This window comes from Sorangium sp. So ce1335, assembly GCF_051521615.1.
In the GTDB taxonomy this organism is placed as follows: domain Bacteria; phylum Myxococcota_A; class Polyangia; order Polyangiales; family Polyangiaceae; genus Sorangium.
Genome location: NZ_CP150363.1, coordinates 5522124 through 5539391, shown reverse-complemented (window position 1 = coordinate 5539391; position 17268 = coordinate 5522124). Strand labels below are relative to the sequence as shown.

9 protein-coding genes are annotated in these 17268 nt (G+C 72.7%); 5 read left to right on the top strand and 4 right to left on the bottom strand.

Features of this window, described 5'->3' with window-relative positions; genetic code table 11:
• Positions 1-24: 24 nt before the first annotated feature.
• A complete protein-coding gene (locus tag WMF24_RS20420; protein WP_437738100.1) occupies positions 25-5310 on the bottom strand; it encodes a protein kinase domain-containing protein in 5286 nt (1761 codons plus the stop codon).
• 351 nt (positions 5311-5661) lie between these two features.
• On the opposite strand from WMF24_RS20420, the gene WMF24_RS20415 reads away from it, so the two are divergent.
• From WMF24_RS20415 to WMF24_RS20405, 3 genes are all read left to right on the top strand, one after another.
• Positions 5662-5961: an FtsB family cell division protein gene (locus WMF24_RS20415; protein ID WP_437738099.1), complete on the top strand. Its 300-nt coding sequence runs from the start codon at positions 5662-5664 to the stop codon at positions 5959-5961.
• Positions 5962-6371: 410 nt separating this feature from the next.
• On the top strand, positions 6372-8006 hold the full coding sequence (locus WMF24_RS20410) for a hypothetical protein (RefSeq protein WP_437738098.1): 1635 nt from the start codon (positions 6372-6374) through the stop codon (positions 8004-8006).
• 1224 nt (positions 8007-9230) lie between these two features.
• Positions 9231-10775 carry a pre-peptidase C-terminal domain-containing protein gene (locus tag WMF24_RS20405; RefSeq protein WP_437738097.1) on the top strand — a complete coding sequence of 515 codons (1545 nt, stop codon included), beginning with the start codon at positions 9231-9233 and terminating at the stop codon, positions 10773-10775.
• 166 nt (positions 10776-10941) lie between these two features.
• Here the strand turns inward: WMF24_RS20405 and WMF24_RS20400 are convergent, their stop codons facing one another.
• Entirely contained in the window at positions 10942-11733 is a 792-nt protein-coding gene (locus tag WMF24_RS20400) for a hypothetical protein (protein WP_437738096.1), read from the bottom strand.
• Between the two features lie 314 nt (positions 11734-12047).
• Between WMF24_RS20400 and WMF24_RS20395 the strand changes: the two genes are divergently transcribed.
• Positions 12048-13160, top strand: coding sequence for a DUF1566 domain-containing protein (locus WMF24_RS20395; RefSeq protein ID WP_437738095.1), 1113 nt, complete (start codon positions 12048-12050; stop codon positions 13158-13160).
• 32 nt (positions 13161-13192) lie between these two features.
• Here WMF24_RS20395 and WMF24_RS20390 read toward each other — a convergent pair whose 3' ends face one another.
• Positions 13193-14071 carry a class I SAM-dependent methyltransferase gene (locus WMF24_RS20390; RefSeq protein ID WP_437738094.1) on the bottom strand — a complete coding sequence of 293 codons (879 nt, stop codon included), beginning with the start codon at positions 14069-14071 and terminating at the stop codon, positions 13193-13195.
• Between the two features lie 106 nt (positions 14072-14177).
• Positions 14178-15905 (bottom strand): protein kinase domain-containing protein, encoded by a 1728-nt coding sequence (locus WMF24_RS20385; protein WP_437738093.1) that lies wholly within the window; start codon positions 15903-15905, stop codon positions 14178-14180.
• 309 nt (positions 15906-16214) lie between these two features.
• Between WMF24_RS20385 and WMF24_RS20380 the strand changes: the two genes are divergently transcribed.
• Positions 16215-17024 carry an SDR family oxidoreductase gene (locus tag WMF24_RS20380; protein WP_437738092.1) on the top strand — a complete coding sequence of 270 codons (810 nt, stop codon included), beginning with the start codon at positions 16215-16217 and terminating at the stop codon, positions 17022-17024.
• Positions 17025-17268 lie beyond the last annotated feature (244 nt).

Sequence of the window (17268 nt, the reverse complement as noted above, 5' to 3'; positions counted from 1 at the left end):
CATCATCATCCACCCCGCGCGGGCTCAGCTATCGACGTTGATCCCGAGCCGCTGCCGGACGGCGAAGTACTCCTCGCTGACGGCGTAGAGCAGGAGCTCCTTGAGCCGCTCCTTCTGGTTCACGGCGGCGCTCGGGTCGTCGGCCGCCTTGATCATCTCCTGCGCCAGCTCGAGGTCGTTGGCGAGGAGGAACCCGGCGCGGTCGGCCGTCAGGTCGATGCCCGACACCCAGCGCTTCAGATCGATGGCGCCGGCCTGGAGGAGCTTTGTCACGACGCTCGCGAGCTGATCGCGCGACGGCCCCACGATGATCGGATCGAGGGCGGCCAGGTTCTCCATCACCGGCCCCTCCAGCTCCTTCGTGATCGGGAACGTGGGCGAGATCAGCTTGATCGCCGCGAACAGCCAGGCGCGCAGGCCGGTGCCCGTCGGCACCAGGTGGCGGATGTACATGCCCGGCCGGTAGTAGGTGAGGTGGCGGGCGGCGATGAACGCCGCGGCCTGGGTGGGCAGCTCCATCTGGAGCGCCGCTGCGCCGAGCACGATCGCCGGCACGTGCGCGTGGAGGAACGAGACGCCGCCGCCGTCGTTCGGGTTCTGGAACGTCAGCGGAGGATCGAGGCCGAGCACGCCCGCGGCGTAGTTGAGCGTCTGCGACATCGGGTAGGGGTGGCGCGCGAGGTCGATCTGGTAGGCGAGCTGGTAGCCGAGCTCCTCCAGCGACTGCCCGTTCTTCCTCAGCACGGCCGGCTCGATGACGCCGAAGATGGCGGTCAGGAGCGGGTCAGCGTCCGGGTGGATGAGCCCGGTCGCCCACCCCTCCTCGTCGAGCGGCTGCTGCGCGGCCGCCACCGTGTCCGGGCGCAGGCGCCGGAAGAAGCGCTCCTCGTCCGGCTCGGCCGCGCTCAGGCAGCAGAGCGCCTGGCAAAGGCAGAAGGCGGCGTCGGCCCGCTTCGTCTCGGTGTACAGCTTCCGGAGCAGCCGGTAGGACTCCGGCCGGTACGGGTTGCGGCGCAGGATCGGGATCTGCGCGGCCACCGCCTTGTCCAGGTACTGCGCGGGGCTCTCGGCGTAGAGGCCGGCGAGGAGCTCGTTCCGCTCCTCGTTGTCCGGATCGAGCGTCTGCGCCGCCTCGTAGGCGTCGATCGCGTCGCTCATCCAGCCGAGCTTGTCCTTGTAGAGGACGCCCAGCCGGTCGAACGTCTCGAGCATCTTCGCCGTGTCGTTCTCCTCGGTCGCCCGGTCGAGCTCGACCTTGAGCAGGCGCTCGACGTCCTCGTGGTCGCCCTTCTCGCCGCGGATCTCGATCGCCTCCGCGAGCGCCCGGGTGAGCGACGGATCGAGCTCGAGCACCTCGTCGTAGAACCGGGCGGCCCGGTCGAGATCGCCGAGCTGCCGCGCGCTCACGATGGCCGCCGTGTGCAGGTACTTCGCCTTCTGCCGCTGGTCGTCGATCTTGGCGGCGAGCTTCAGGACGATGTCGACGAGCTTCGACCAGTCCTTCTCCTCGCTGTAGAGCTGCATCAGCTTGGTGAGGATCTTCCGGTCGTCCGGCCGCTCGTCGAGCGCGGCCACGTAGCTCTTCGCCGCGCGCGTCCGGTCGTTCAGGTGCGTCGCGAGCAGGTCGCCGATCTCGAGCAGGAGCGCGCTCCGCTCGTCGCCGCTCACGACGTCGAGCCGCCGGTGCTTGAGGCGCACGACCTCCTCCCACTCCCCCTTGGCCTCGAAGACCCTGGAGAGGAGGGCGAGCGGGGCAGGGGACTCCGGGACGAGATCGGCCGCCTCGTTCAGCGGCCCGATCGCCCCCTCGGCATCGCCGGCCGCGAGCCTCGCCTCGCCGAGCCGGAGCAGGGCGTCGGCCCGCTCCCGCTCCGGCAGGCCGGCGCCGAAGCGCTCCACGAGGCCCTCGTAGAGCTCCGCGGCCTCCCTCGCCCGGCCCGCGTCGAGGTTGACCTTCGCCGCGCGCGAGATCGCCGCCGGGTCGTCGGGCGCGAGCGCGAGCAGCGCCTGCACCGTGCCGATCGCCTTGCCGCTCGAGCCGCTCTTGCTGAGCGCGTCGACGTAGCGGAAGAGCAGCTTGAGCCCCTGCTCCCTCGGCAGGGCGTCGGCCCGGTTCGCGAGCGACTCGTAGTGGCGCGCCGCCTCGAGGAAGCGGCCGGCCTCGAACGCGAGGTCGCCGGAGATCATCAGCCCGAGCATGCTCGTCGGGTCGAGGTCGACCGCCCGCGTCGCCGCCTCCGCGGCGCGCGCGTCGTCCTTCACGCGCTCCCGGAGCAGGAGCGCCATCTCGCCGTAGAGCCTGGCCTTCGCGAGGTTGCCCTCCGCGGCCTCGGCCTCGCGCGCGATGAGCTCGACGGCGCTCGTCGCGTCGCCCCGGGCGAGGTAGGCCGCGCGAAGCGCCGAGCTCGCCCCCGCGCTGTGCGGCTGCGCGTCGAGGGCCATCTTGTAGCGCTCGATCGCCCCGTCCCGGTCGCCCTTCTCCTCGAGCAGCTTCGCCGCGCGGATCCAGAGATCCGCCCGGCTCTCCGCCGTCTTGGCCGTCGCCGCGAGCGACTCGATCGCGCTGAGCGCCGCCGCCGCGTCGCCGGTCGCGGCCCGCACGTGCGCCAGCGACTCGAGCGCCCCGGCGTGGTGCGGGTCGATCGCGAGCACCCGCTCGTACGCCTTGCGGGCGCGCTCGGGCGACCCGATCTGCTCGAGCAGCACGCGCCCCATCGCGAGCAGGATCTCCTCCCGGCGCTTGTCGTCGGGGACGATGCCCAGCTGCCGCTCGTAGAGCGCCACGACGTCCTCCCACCGCTCGAGGGCGCGGTAGTGCCGCCCGAGCGCGACGAGCGAGCCCTCGTGCGCGCCGTCGATCCGGAGGATGGCCTCGAGGGCCTCGGCCGCCTTCGCGTGGTCGAGGAACTCCTCGTCGTAGAGGCCGGCGACCCGCTCGTGGAGGTTGATCTTCTGGCGCGGCGTCGCGCTGACCTCGATCTGCCGCTCCAGGTTCTGGAGGAGCTCCCTGTAGCGCCCGGCGCGGCTGTAGATGCGATCGAGCCCGCGCAGGGCGGTCAGGCTCGTCGGATCGAGCTCGAGCGCCGCCTCGTAGCGGCGCGTGGCCTCGTTCAGGTCGCCGAGGCGGTCCTCGTAGAGCTCGGCGAGCTTGCACATCGCCTCGACGCGCTCCTCGCCCCGCAGCGCCTCCGCGCGCCGCTCCAGGATCTTCGCGTAGCCGGCGTGGTCCTCCAGGCGCCGGTAGATCCGGAGCAGCGCGTCGCTCGTCCTCGTGTGGCCGGGGTCCTCCGCGAAGATCTGCTCGTACAGGTCGCGCGCGCGGCCCGCGTCGTTCAGCTTCGTCTCGAGGAGCTCGGCGGCCGCCGCGCGGAGGTCGCGCGCCTCGCCCGGGGTCGCGGCGCGGTCGGCCCGCGAGAGCAGCACCTGGACGAGCTCCTGCCACTGCTGCGCGCGGCGGTAGACCTGCGCGAGCCCCTCCAGCGCCTTCTCGTTCGCCGGGTCGAGCCCGAGCACGAACTGGAAGCACGGGATCCCGAGGTCCGCCCGCGCGACCTTCTCCGCGTACCAGGGCCCGAGCCGGTTGAAGAGCGCGATCTTCGGCTCGGGGGCCATCGCCTCGTCGGTGCTCGCCTGGCTCAGGATCTGGAGCGCCTCGGCCCAGATCTTCATGTCGCTGCCGGCCGCGCGCTCCAGGTCGACGGCGTACGCGTCCTGCTCGGGATCCTGGGCGAGCGCCTGCGCGAAGGCGAACACCCCCTGATCCTTGTCGTCGAGCTCCCGCACGTAGAGGTGCCCGATCTCGTTCAGCGCCCGGGCGCGCTCTCCCGCGCTCTCGGCCTTCTCGCTGCGCTGGAGGAGCATCTCCACGAGCTCCTCGTGCTTGCCGAGCGCCTTGCGGAGCTCCTCGAGCGCGCTGAAGGCGATGTCGTCGCCCGGATCGCGCTCGATCAGGCCCACGTAGACGGCCTCCGCCTTGTCGTGGAGCTTGCCCTTCTCGTAGATCCGGGCCGCCCTGAAGTGGAGGAGCTTCTTCGCCGCGGCCGCCTCGGCGCCGCCGTCGGCCGCGTCGATCTGATCGGCGGCCATCGCGAGCGCCTCGGCGACCCGCCCCGGGTCGGCGCCCTGGTCGACGGTCGCCTCGACCGCGAGGGCGAGGTCGGCCTCGGTGGGGCTCGCGACGAGCCGATCGATGAGCTCGTCGAGCTGCGCCTCGCTGATCGTCGCCCCCTTCTGCGGCGGCTTGCCGAACAGCTCGACGGCGTCGAGCGCCGCGCGCACCTCCCTCGGCCGGCCGTCCGGCGACTTCGCGAGCAGGCGGCCCGAGAGCTCGTCGACGTCCTTGCCGACCCACCCGCGCGGCGCGACGGCGCTCGGCGCGGGCGGCGGCTCGGTGAGGTGCGCGACGGCGACGTCGACGGCGGCCGCCCCCGAGAACACGGGTTTGCCCGTGAGGAGCTCGAAGAGCAGCACGCCGAAGGCGTAGAGATCGCTCGACGTGCCGACGCCCTCGCCGCGCAGCTGCTCGGGGCTCGCGGTCCGGACGAGCTCCGGGCTCGACCACCCGGCGCCGAGCCGGTCGCCGCCCACGTCGACGAGCACGGGGAGCGGCTGGCCGTCCTCGTCGCGGGCGACGATCACGTTCTCCAGCTTGAGCGCGCCGTGGACGAGGCGGCGCTCGTGCAGCGCGGCGAGCCCGCTCAGGATCCCGCGGAGCAGCGGCCTGGCCTCGTTGATGTGGAGCGGCCCCGATCGCGCGAGGCGCGCCGAGAGCGGCAGCCCGTCGATGTGCGTGTACGCAACGAACGCGCGGCCGCCCACGATCCCGGCCTCGACGCCGCTCGCCAGGTTCTCGTGGCGCACCTGCGCGGCCAGGCGGACGTGGGTGAGGAACCTGCGCAGGGCCCGGCCGTCGCGCGTCGCCTCGCGCCGCAGCACCTTGAGCGTCCGCGGCTCGGTCCCCCGGGTCGCCGCGTAGACGAGGCCGCGCGGCCCCTCGTCGATTTTTCTCGTGATGACGTAATCGCCGAACGTCTCGCCGGCTGCGAGCTCCTCGGGGAGGCTGAGCCCCTGGGCGCCGAGGGCGCGGACGCGGGCGTCGACCTCGGCGCGCGAGGCGATCACGGCGTCGATCAACGCCTCGATGGCGTCGACCTCGACGCAATGGTCCGTGAGCGCGCGTGCGAAGGAGGCCTTGGAGGCGTTGCCGCCGATTTCGGCCGGGTTGAAGCCGAGGAGGTCGGACGACAGGGCCATCATTTCATCAAGCGAGAAGAGGCGCTCGAGCTCGCCTCGGACGATATCAATGGACATGGGTCTCCTCGGGCCGAGCCCTCGTGCCGGTGAGCGCGCGGCGCTGCCGGCCTGCCGGACGGCGGGGCGTGCGTCATGCTAGCGAAGCTTGCGCCTCCATGCGACCTCCGACGACGTCCGGTGTCGCCGGCGTGACAGGTGGTCGCGGCCGCGCGTCGGCGGCGGTCGACGGGGGCATACGTCGGCGCGGCGCGCGGCCATGCTGCGCGATCTGCGGCGCGCGGGCGCGAGGCGACCGCGCGCAGCGCGCCGTCGTGTCGACCGCTCGATCGGGCGAGATCCGGTGGGGCAACGCGGAGTTGCAGGAACGTTGGAGGAAAGTTGACAGGATTGCATGCGATGTGCGAGCGGATGGCTGTGCGTCGAATAGCGCTGTTCCTGGAGCGGACCCTCCCCATCGCGGTGCTCATCGTCGCGGTGGTGGGCGCTCCGATCATGATCTTCTCGCCACAGGGGTTGCCGCGCCTGCGGGAGCTCGAGAGAGAGCTCGCTGACGTCGAGGAGGAGAACGCCGAGCTCGGGCGGCAGATCGAGGCGCTCCGCGGCAAGGTGGCGCGCCTCCGCGACGACCCGACCGCCGTGGAGCGGATCGCGCGCGACAACCTGGGTCTGGTGCGGCAGAGCGAGGTGGTCTTTCAGTTCTCCCGCTGACGACTCGAGGGCCCGGCCTTCTCGAGGGCTGTTGTCGTATCGATCCGCAGGGCTCGTCCGGAGAGCGCCCAGCCTGATCACGTGAGCTCGCCCGGCCGGCACCGCCGCCGGGCTCCCCGGCGCTCCTCGATGGGGCGCGCGGCGAGGCGTGTTCGCGCCGCGCGGCCGGCCCGTCCATCCCGCGGGCTCTCCTTATAGAAACATCGGCAGACCGGTCGTCACGAGGTGCCGGCGCGCCGCGCGACGCTGGTGACCGCGCGCCGCGTGACGCGCCGAGGTGCCGGCGCGCCGCGCGACGCTGGCGACCGCGCGCCGCGCGCCGCGTGACGCTCCGAGGTGCCGGCGCGCCGCGCGACGCTGGCGACCGCGCGCCGCGCGCTGGCAGCGTCCTTTCTGGTATCGTGTGGCGAGTGTCGCTAGACCTGGGCCGTCTCCTCATCTCCGTCGGCGCCGTCTCCAAGGCTGAGGTCGAAGCCGCCCTCTTCGTGGCGGTCCTGCGGGGCATCTCGTTCCCTCGCGCCCTCATCGACCGCGCGGCGATCAGCGAGCGCGCCCTGGAGGAAGAGCTCGAGCGCCGCGGCGGCCTCGCGCTGCGACAGGTCGTCGGCGCCCGCGAGCTCGTCGCGCGCCTGCCGCGCGCCATGTGCCGCCGCCTCGGCGCCGTCCCGATCCGCGTCGATCCCGGCGTCGGCACCATCGACGTCGCCGCCGCCGACCCGCTCGATCGCCACATCGCCGACGAGTTCAGCTTTCACCTCGGCGCGCCCGTGCGCATCTTCCGCGCCCCGATCACGGCGGTCGAGGAGGCCATCCGCGCCCTGGAGCTCGACGAGCGCGAGCAGATCCCCGTCCGCTCGCGCCGGGCGACCCCTGCCTTCCCGCACGGCGCGCCGCAGTCGACAATCCCGCCGCCGCCGTCGTACGAGGTGCCGATCCCGCTCATCCGGCGCGCCTCGGTGCCCTCCTTCGACGAGCCGGGCCTGCTCGATTCGGACGCCGGCAACGCGGGCCGCCGCGGTCCGGCGCACAACGGCCACGCGTTGCTGGCCGACGTGCCCGCGTCGCAGGAGGACCCGATCCTGCCGCTCCGCCACGCCAAGGCCGCGCCCGGCGCCCGAAGCGCGCGCGCCTCGTCGTCCTCTCCGGTCGCCCGGCGGCCGCTGGACGAAGGCCGCGGCGCCGGCGGGGCCGCGCGGCGCGCGCCGGCGCCCGAGCCGCCTGCCGTCTCGTTCCCGCCGCCTCCGCCCGTCGAGATCTCCCCGCCCTTCAAGCTGCTCGCCTCGATCATGCCCCCGAGCTCGCACGGCCCTGACAGCGGGACGGACAGCGGCGGGCGCGAGCCGGCCCCCTCGACTCGTCGGCTCGGCCGCCTGCCGCTCGACGCCACCTCCGGGCCCGCGCCGTCGTCGGCGCGCCGGGGCTCCGCCGACGCGGCGTTCCCCTCGTCGCGCGTCGGCCGCCGTCCGGAGAGCGCCGCGCCGCCGTCGAACCGGCGCGCCGGACGGCTCCCGGCGTTGCCCCCCGCGCCCGAGCCGGATCTCGCCGATGCGCTCGACGACGAGCCGCCGCCGCAGCCGTTCGTCGATCTGAGCGACGTCATCGACGCGCTCTACCTCGCGCGGACGCGCGACGACGTGGTGCGGCTCGCCCTGCGGGGGCTGCGCCTGCTCGCGCGGCGCGTCGCCATCTTCGCGGCGCACCGCGGGGTGTTCCGTGGGTTCGCCTGCAACGCGGAGTTCGGCGATCAGGAGGCGCTGCGGAAGCTCACCCTCCCGATGGATCAGCCGAGCGTCCTCGCGACGGCGGTGGCGACGCACCTCTACGTCGGGCCGATCCCTGGCACGCCCACGCACGCGCCGCTGCTCGACGTCATGGTCAACCCGAGCCTCGACGTCGCCGCCGTCGCGGTGCAGGTCGTCGGCCGGCCCGCGATGATCCTTGTCGCCGACCGGATCATCGACCCCTCGAGCGGCGCGCGCCGGATGGTCGAGCTTGCGCGCGCGGTCGGCGAGGCGTTCAGCCGGATCCTGTCCGCGCGCGCGTGAGCCGCCGCGCGAGCGCCTCGGCCGCGACGACCCGCGCGTGCGGCGCGGGCGCGGACCGCGATCGCGCTGCACGAGGCCACGCGGCGCGCGGCGCAGGAGCTCGCGCGCGCCGGCGGCATCGCCCGCGTCCAGGATCACCGCGCGCGCCGGGCTCCAGGGCCCCGGCGCGCAGCGCGCGCTGTGCGGCGATCGACACCGTCTGCGACAAGGTCGCGACGATCATCGCCCGCACGGACATGACCCGCGGACCGCAGGGCGCGCGGGGGCGAGCGCGCGGCACGCGTCGGGACGAGCGTGCGCCGCGCGTGAGGGCGAGCATGCGCCGCGCGTGAGGGCGAGCATGCGCCGCGCGTGGGGATGAGCACGCGACGCGCATCGGGATGACCACCAGGAACGCGTCGGGTGGAACATGTAGCGCGCGTAAGGGGGCGCTCAGCGGACGATGTCGGCGCGCACTGTGGAGAAGCGCGTCGAGAGAGCGCGATACGCGGTCGGAGCGTTGCTGATCGCGGCCACGCGCGCGCACCCCGCGGCGCGCCGCACGCGCACGACGCCGCAGGCGCTCGCGCGCATCGACACCACGATCATGGCGCGGAGCACGAGCCGATCGGCGCCTCCTCGACGCCGTGACGATGCGCGTGAGCATCGCCCCGACCTGCGATGTGTTGCGCGCGCGGTCGTCGGCCAGCGCCGGCACGTGTCGTAGATCTGAACGCTGGTCATCTAACCTGGCGTCGTCGGCGCGCAGGGGCCGGCGTGGCCGATCGCCGCTGGGTCCACGGCGCGATCGCGCAGGTCGACGGCGCGCCGCACCCTGTATTTGCCGCTGTTTCAGCGCCCCGGCCGCGTCTCGCGCGCCGCGCGGCGCGCGCCACGATGCCGGCCTCGCGTTGCAAACCTGCGCGCCGCGGCTTTCATCTGCGCAACCCAGGAAGGAAAATCCCGATGCTTGTCGCCGTGCAAGTGCGCGTCGCCAGAACTCAAGAGGTGTGATTTTCCAGTGTGTCTGTTCGCCGTGATCTGTTCGCTTCGCGTGTCGCAGGAATTTTCTCGTGCCAGGAGAAATGAGTACGCTCCTTTCGAAATTTTTTACAATCCGGAACCCTTTTTCTGAACGTCGGTCAGATTTGGCTATCCGACTGAGGGTCAAATCGGGTTAAGGCATTTGGGTCTCTTCGAATTCGCGTGGACAGCGTGATTCGCCTCCCCCGAAAGGAGCTTCAAATGCATCCTGCAAAGCCGCACCAGAGCAATGTGGTCACCCGTAAGTTCGCGGTGGTGGTCGCTGGTTTGACCGCCGTTGTGGCTGGTTGCTCGGCAGACGTCGGCGACGCCAACACCGAGGCAGTCGGCACCAACCAGCTGGGATTTGACGACTTCGAGCGGACCGTTTTCCGCGAGCCTGATACCGGCGTCTACATTGTTAACGGGGACACGCCTGTCGTGGATGTCAAGCATCTACGCGAGTTCTGGGAGACGCATGTGCGCGATGGTGCGCTGATCGTCAACCAGTCTGGCCGGAGGGACGTTGTCTGGACGACGGAGCAGCGGCGCAATCTCACCTACTGCGTGAGCACGAGATTCGGGGACAGGTACGAGGAGGTCGTGGCGGCGATGGAGGAGGCCGGCAGGGCGTGGGAGGAGGTCTCCGACGTCGACTTCATTCACGTGGAGTCGGCCGACTCGGGCTGCACGTCGAGCACCAGCAGCGTCCTGTTCGACGTGAACCCCGTGAACGCGGGCGGCCAGTACCTGGCGCGCGCCTTCTTCCCCGGCCAGTCGAGGTCGACGCGGAACGTGCTGATCGACAGGACCTCTTTCGGCAGCACGCAGCCCGACCTGACGGGCATTCTCCGCCACGAGCTGGGGCACACCCTCGGTTTCCGGCACGAGCACACCCGTCCTGAGGCCGGCTCCTGCTTCGAGGACAACAACTGGCGCGCCCTCACGGAGTACGACGGAGCGTCCGTCATGCACTATCCCCAGTGCAACGGCTCCGGCGACCGGACGCTCAACCTCACGGACAAGGACATCGACGGCGTCCGGTCGCTCTACGGCGCCGCGGCCGGCGGCGAGGGCGGCGGCGGCGAGGGCGGCGGCGGCGAGGGCGGCGGCGGCGAGGGCGGCGGCGGACGGCCGGTCACCGAGACGTTCAGCGGCCGCGTCGCGCGGGGGGCGTTCGATGCGGTCGGGCCGGCCGAGGGAATCGAGGTCGTGCCGGGGACGACGTTCACCGTCGTCATGACCGGGACCGGAGATCCCGATCTCTTCGTGAAGTTCGGCTCTGCGCCGACGGCGAGGTCGTTCGATTGCCGGCCTTACCTCAGCGACGCCAACGAGACCTGCACGATCGAGGTCCCCGCGGGCGAGACCCGGGCGTTCATCAAGGTGCACGGCTACACGGCCGCGACCTACGACATCGAGGTGAGCTACTCCGCCCCCGGCGAGCCCGCCTCCGGCGGCGGCACCGCGACGACGACGACCTTCGAGGGATCCATCGCGCGGCGCGAGACAGCGTCCCACGGGCCGATCGCCGTCGTCCCGGGCACGTCGCTCCGGGCCGTGATGAGCGGCACCGGCGACCCCGACCTCTATGTTCGGTTCGGCGCGGAGCCCACGCTGAGCTCCTTCGACTGCCGTCCTTACCTCGACGGCGCGGACGAGACCTGCGAGCTCACCGTCCCGGAAGGGCAGTCCCAGGCCTTCCTCCTCGTGAACGCATACTCGACAAGCACGTACACCGTGAACGTCGAGCACACGAAGCCCTGAACCGCCGTACGCGCGGAGCGCCAACGCAGGAGAGGGGCGAGGGGCGGCGAGGATCGCCAGGGCGCGGAGAGCCCGCGCCGCGGAGGGACACCGAGGACGGCCATCGCCGCTTCGCGGTGTCCTCCGTGAACGCTCTTACCGATCTCCAGCCCGTCCGCGGGTGGGCTCATCCAGAGCGCCAGCGCGCGGCAGCGACACTCCCGCCCTCCTCGCAGGCGGTCTCCATGGCCGCGTCGCCGAGGGGGAGGGAGGTGATGAACTCCTCATCCACCGACAGCGCCGCATCGCCGAGCACCACGAACGTGTCGCGGCCGTCCTCGACGACGAGCTGGTCGCCGAGGATCTCGTGGCTTTCGGCGGTGACGTCGTCGAAGAGGCGGGCGCTCGGCGCCGCTTGCGCCGCCCGCCGCGCGACCCACGCCGCGACCGGCGTCACCATCGAGCCCACCGGCGCATAGATCGTGGCCCCGCCGGTCGGGATCCTCACGAAGCCCGGCGCCTGGCCGGCGCGGCGGAGCAGCGCGGCGCCGTGCTGTGGATCGAGGATCATCCGCTTCACAACGCCTGCGGCGTCGCTGAGCGAGACGTCCGCGTAGACGAGGCGACCCGCGGCGTCGAGCTCGGCGTATTCGCGCAGGACGCCGCCGGGCCGGAGCGCGCCTGCCGCCGCTGGGCCCCCGCCGGCCTCCGCGCGCGACCGGCGGGTCTCGCTGGAGAGGGTCTCCGACCCATCCGGTCGGATCCGCCGCTCGACCCGGCTCTGCGCGCCGGCGGCGCCGAAGAACGTGTAGACCTTCATCTCGGCCCTGGCGCTCGTCTCCCCCGGAAGGCAGGCGGCTGCCGCTCCGGCGACGCGGTCAGCGACCGGATTTGCGGCCGGACTTGTCGCGCCGTCGCCACATCCCGCGAGCAGGCTGCCCGTGAGCGCGACGGCGAACAGTGAGGTGCATGTACTCATACCCACTCTTCGCCCGCGCCTCCTGTTTATTTCATGACCGCTCTTTTTCGACGGAGCGGCTCGCGCCGGGCAGGCAGGGCGGATGCGGCCCGGGGTGGGCGCGTCCCCGGACGCCACGACGAGACCCTGCGGGAAGCGCGCGGGCGGCATGCTGGTGGAACGCGGGCGCACGCGGGAAGCGCGCGGGCGGCATGCTGGCGGAACGCGGGCGCACGCGGGAAGTACGCGGCGCGCTCGCGAGGAAATCGACCTTCGCACCGCGGTGAATGATAGGCTGCACGCGCGGATCCCTCCTGGGACGCTGCTGCTTGCCCATGCCGAACGAGACCCCTCACGCTCTTCGCTTCACCTGGCTGCTGGCCGCGCTGCTCGTGGAGTCCGTGGCGTTCGCCGGATGCATCGGCGATCCGTTTCAGGTCGGGGGCGGCGCCGGGGGAGGCACGGGCGGCAGCGGCGGCGACGAACCAAAAGGCGGCGGCGGCGGCGAACCGATGGGCGGCGGCGGCGCGGGCGGCGCGACCGGCGGGGGACCGCCGTCGGTCCCGGTGACGTGGCCGGACTCCGCGACGAAACGCTGCTCGGATGGCACGATCGTGCTGGAGCAGTGCCCGGAACCGTCCGAGCCCTTCTTCGGACAGGACGGGAGCTACGAGATCGCCGTCCCCTCGTACACGGAACGCGAGGGCACCGTGCGGGACTCGGTGACCCGGCTGGTGTGGGAAAAGCCGCTGGAGAGCGAGACGCTCATCTTCGCCGCCGCGAAGGAGCACTGCGACGCCCTCGCCGCCGATCAGCTCGGCGGCGTGACAGGGTGGCGCCTGCCGACGCTGCGCGAGCTCGTCTCCATCCTCGATTTCGGCCACACGACGGCGTTCCAGGACGTCTTCGGGACCATCCCGGGCAGCGTCTACTGGTCCGGGACCGACGTCGCCGGCACGCAGAGCTCGTTCGCGTGGGGCGTGCTCACCAGCGACGCGAGCATCGGGTTCTACCCGAAGGAGAACAGCGCCAACGCGCGGGTGCTCTGCGTCGGGGGCGAGCAGGCGATCCCGCCGGCCGATCTGTCGTCGTTCGGCGAGGAATGGGCGCTCGATAGCTCGACGGGGCTCGTCTGGCAGCGCCAGCACGCCCTCGGTACGTTCGACTGGAGCGGCGCGCTCGCGCACTGCGAGGAGCTCACCCTCGCCGGCAAGAGCGACTGGCGGTTGCCGAGCGCGAAGGAGCTCCTCTCCATCGTCGATGATCAGCGGCTTGGGCCGGCGACCGACCCGGAGATCTTCTCGAAGGCGTCGAGCAGCTTCTGGTCGTCGACGCCCGCCCTCGGCAGCGCCGACAGGGCCATCGTCGTCAACTTCAACAACGGCGCGTCGCAGGACAACTCGGTCCGCGATCAGCGGCTCACGCGCTGCGTTCGCTCCGACCGGTGAGCGCCGGCCGCTCCGGCGCTCACCGGAGCGGCTCAGCCCCCGGGCTTGACGAACTTCAGGACGAAGCGGTCGCTCTGGCCCCGCTTCTCGCCCGCCACCATCGGCGACGCGTTCCAGTCGCGCGTGTCGGCGGGGGTCCGGAGGAAGGTCGCCTCGGCCGCGAGCCGGAAGCCGGCCCGCTCGACCTCCTCGCGCACGACCTTCTCCTCGATGCGGTGGAGCGTCTTCACCTCCGTGACCCCCGTCGCGTCGCGCCCGCTGTGATCGATGATCGCGAACACGCCGCCGGGCTTCAGCGCGCGGAAGATCGCGCGGTTCATCGCGGCGCGGTCGACCTCCAGCCACACGGCGTCGTGATAGAAGAGGATGAGGAACACGGCGTCGAGATCGCGCGCCTCGGGCGGCAGCGGGTCGTCGAGCTCGCGGTCGACCCGGACCACCGGCTTCATCACCGGCTTCTTCAGCCGCTCGCTCCACGGCTTCTCGGCGAAGCGCTCGAGGACGAAGCGGTTGTTCTGCGCGTAGACGACCCCGCTCGGGCCGACCGCCCGCGCCAGGAGCTCGGCCGTGTACCCGCCCCCGGCCATGAGCTCCGCGACCTTCATCCCCGGCTGGATGCCGAAAAAGGCGAGCGTCTCCGCGGGCTTGCGTCCGGCGTCGAGCGCCTTGTCGGCGTCCGCGCGATCGGCGGCGTCCACGACGGCGCGCAGGGCCGCGGGCACCTCGACCGAGGTGACCTGGGACGGCGCCGGAGCGGCCGCGTCGCTCGGCGCGGGGGACGTCGCGGCCGGCGTCGCGTCGGGCGAGGCGGGCGGCGCGGAGGGCGGAGCGGCCGGCGCGGCGGGGGGCGCGGAGGAGCAGCCGGTGAGCGCGGCGAAGGCGAGGGCGAGGGGGGAATGATGGCGTCGCACGCCCGCGCTGCTAGCCGAGCGGGCTCAGCGCCGCAAGCGGGTCGACGGCGGCGCGCGGCGCGCCGCGGCGGTCAGCGCAGGTGGACGACGGCGGTGCCGGCGCCGGTCAGCGCAGGTGGACGACGGCGGTGCCGGCGCCGGACACCGTGACGGAGAGCTGCTGCGTGCGGGCCGGGTCGGCCCCCGAGGTCGCGCGCAGGTTGAAGCTGCCGCACGGCCAGCGGTACTCACCCGGCGCCCGCACCTCCTCGGGGCCGCCGGCGACGAGCCACGCCTCGCCGGCGTCGATGCGCAACGCGCCCTGGCACGTCGCGGCGCCCGGGTCGGCGCCCGGCGCGGGCGCGGCGCCCGGGTCGGCGCTCGCTGCCGGAGCGGGGCGCTGCAGCGGCACGAGCGCCGCCCTCGCCGCGGCGGCGACGTGCGCACGCGCCACGGCCGACGCGCGCTGCGCCGCCGCGGGGTGCGTCGCGCTCAGCCGGCCCCGGCTGACGCGCACGCCGGCGATCGCGATGCCGACGAGCGCGGCGCACGCGATCGCCGCCGCGAGCAGGCGCTGCCGCGCCGCCCCGGCCGCCGGGACGGCCACGCCGGGCGCCGACGACGGAGGCCGGAGCTCGTCCCGCGTCCGCGGGGCCGCGCCGATCGCCGCCTTCGCGACCGGGGCCAGGAGCGGATCGAGCGAGCTCTCGTCGCCCGAGGGAGGCGCGACGGCGTGGAAACCGCCGCTCAGCGGGGCGCTCGACGGCTCCGGGAGCGCCGCGTCGGCGCCGTCGAGCGGCTCGAGCCCGCCGGAGGGCGCCTGCGAGGGCGCGCCAGGGCGCCGCGTGACGCGCAGGGTGAAGGGAGCGTCCGCGTCGGCGCGCGTGAGCTCGCCGCCCTCGAGATCGTCGTCGTCGCCGGGGGGCTCGGACGCGGGGGAGACGGATGTGGGCGGGCCCGCCGGGCGCGACTCGGGCGGCTCCCTCAGCGCGGTGTTCACGAGGGCCGCGAGGTCCTCCGGCGCGGCGATCGCGTGGCCCGCCTCGCGCAGCGCCTCGATCGCCTCCAGCATGGCGCTGGCGTCGGGGAAGCGGTCCTCCCGGCGGGGCGCGAGCGCGCGCGCGAGCAGCGCCTCGAGCGCGGGGGTGACGTCGGGGCGCAGATCGCTCGCGCGCAGCATCTGCCCCTCGCGCGCCGCCGCCATCCGCGTGGCGGCGCTGGTCCCGGGGAACGGCCGCTCGCCGGTGAGCATCTGGAAGAGGACCACCCCGAGCGCGAACAGGTCGGCGCGGGCGTCGACCTGCTCCCCGTCGAACTGCTCGGGCGGCATGTAGGTCGGCTTCCCGACCAGATCGCGCCGGGCAGCGTCGCCGGCGCCCCCGCGCACGGCGATCGCCACGCCGAAATCCGCGATCTTCACCGCGCCGCTCAGCGAGATGAGCACGTTCCCCGGGCTCACGTCGCGGTGCACCATGAGCCGCCCCTCGGCGGCCGAGCGCTCGTGCGCGTAGCCCAGGCCCTTGAGCACCTCGGACGCGACGAAGAGCGCCACCGGCACCGGAAGGGACTCCCCGCGCGCCCAGAGCCACCTGCAGAGGCGACCCAGATCCGTCCCGGATACAAATTCGAGCACCAGGTAGAAATCGCCCGCTTCATCGATGCCGAAGTCGAGAACCGCATCGATGTTGGGGTGCTCGAAGCGGGTCATCATGCTCGCCTCGGCCAGGAAGAGCTGCCGGAGGTCGTCGCTGCCGGCGTGCATCGGGACGATGCGCTTGATGGCGACCGGGACCTCCGCGCCGTCGGGCCCGAGCGCGACAGCGCGAAACACCTCGCCCATCCCGCCGCGCGCCATCCGCGGTCCGATGGCGTAGTGGCCCAGAACAACCCCCCTCGGTGGCGCGCTCTCCACGGTGCCCCGAATCTAAATGGCACCCAGGGGGCGGGTAAAGGGGCGAGCGCGCTCGACCACCGGAGATCCCCGGTCTGGATTGCACAAATCGACTCGCGGCGTTCGTGTCATCGACGGAATTGCGCCGTTCCGGCGCGGCGCGGGCGGCTGCGACCCGTCCGGGGCGCACATTCGCGCGGGGGCGCCGGCGTGAGGCGCCTGGCGGCGGATGTCGCTCGATCTGCGCGCGTCTGATACAAGTCCGCTCCGGACATGACACACGCTGCCTCGACCGAACCGACTCCGGTTGTCTTCATCACGGGCGCCTCCGCTGGATTCGGCGCCGCCATTGCCCGCCGCTTCGCCGGCCTGGGGGCCCGTCTGGTCCTCGCTGCGCGCCGTCAGGACCGCCTGGAGGCGCTCGCCGCGGAGCTCACGGGCGGGGGAGGGAGCTCGCCGGGCGGCGGGCGGGCTGCGGCGGTGCACGTCGTCCGGCTGGACGTCCGCGACCGGGCCGCCGTGGACCGGGCGATCGCGGATCTTCCGCCGGAGTTCTCCGAGGTGTCGGTCCTCGTCAACAACGCGGGCGGCGCGATCGGCCTCTCTCCGGCGCACGCGGCGGATCCCGACGACTGGGAGCAGATGGTCGACACGAACATCAAGGGACTGCTGTATTGCACGCGGGCGCTGCTGCCCGGCATGGTGGCGCGCGACCGGGGGCACGTCATCAACATCGGCTCGGTGGCCGCCGAGACGCCGTATCCCGGGAGCAACGTTTACGGGGCGTGCAAGGCGTTCGTCGCGCAGTTCTCGCTGAACCTGCGGGCGGATCTCCTCGGCAGCCGGGTGCGCGTCACCGACATCGAGCCTGGCCTCGCCGAGACCGAGTTCTCGCTCGTGCGCTTCAAGGGCGACAGCGATCGCGCCGCCGCCGTCTACCAGGGCGTGAAGCCGCTCTCGGCCGAGGACATCGCCGAGGCCGTCGTCTGGTGCGCGACGCTCCCGGAGCACGTCAACGTGAACCGGCTGGAGCTGATGCCCGTCATGCAGGCGTTCGCCGGCTTCGCGGTGAAGCGCAGCTAGAGCGACGAACGGGCTGAAGAGGCGAAGAGAGAACGAGAATTTAACGCAAAGGCGCAAAGACGCAAAAAGAGATCTCTTTCTTTGCGCCTTTGCGCCTTTGCGCCTTTGCGTTGATCTCAGGGCTTCCAAGTTGGTCGTGTGCTATAGCCACGTCGCCCAGGCTCACCCCTGGGTGCAGGAGAGAATAAAACCACAGAGGCACAGAGGGCACAGAGGGGAGAAGAAGAGAGGGAGGGGAAGAGAG

Bases quoted from the DNA above. Each gene is read 5' to 3' on its own strand.
- WMF24_RS20420 (WP_437738100.1), bottom strand. From the start codon at position 5,310: ATGTCCATTGATATCGTCCGAGGCGAGCTCGAGCGCCTCTTCTCGCTT.
- WMF24_RS20380 (WP_437738092.1), top strand. From the start codon at position 16,215: ATGACACACGCTGCCTCGACCGAACCGACTCCGGTTGTCTTCATCACG.
- WMF24_RS20405 (WP_437738097.1), top strand. From the start codon at position 9,231: ATGCATCCTGCAAAGCCGCACCAGAGCAATGTGGTCACCCGTAAGTTC.
- WMF24_RS20385 (WP_437738093.1), bottom strand. From the start codon at position 15,905: ATGGCGCGCGGCGGGATGGGCGAGGTGTTTCGCGCTGTCGCGCTCGGG.
- WMF24_RS20415 (WP_437738099.1), top strand. From the start codon at position 5,662: ATGGCTGTGCGTCGAATAGCGCTGTTCCTGGAGCGGACCCTCCCCATC.
- WMF24_RS20395 (WP_437738095.1), top strand. From the start codon at position 12,048: ATGCCGAACGAGACCCCTCACGCTCTTCGCTTCACCTGGCTGCTGGCC.
- WMF24_RS20400 (WP_437738096.1), bottom strand. From the start codon at position 11,733: ATGAGTACATGCACCTCACTGTTCGCCGTCGCGCTCACGGGCAGCCTG.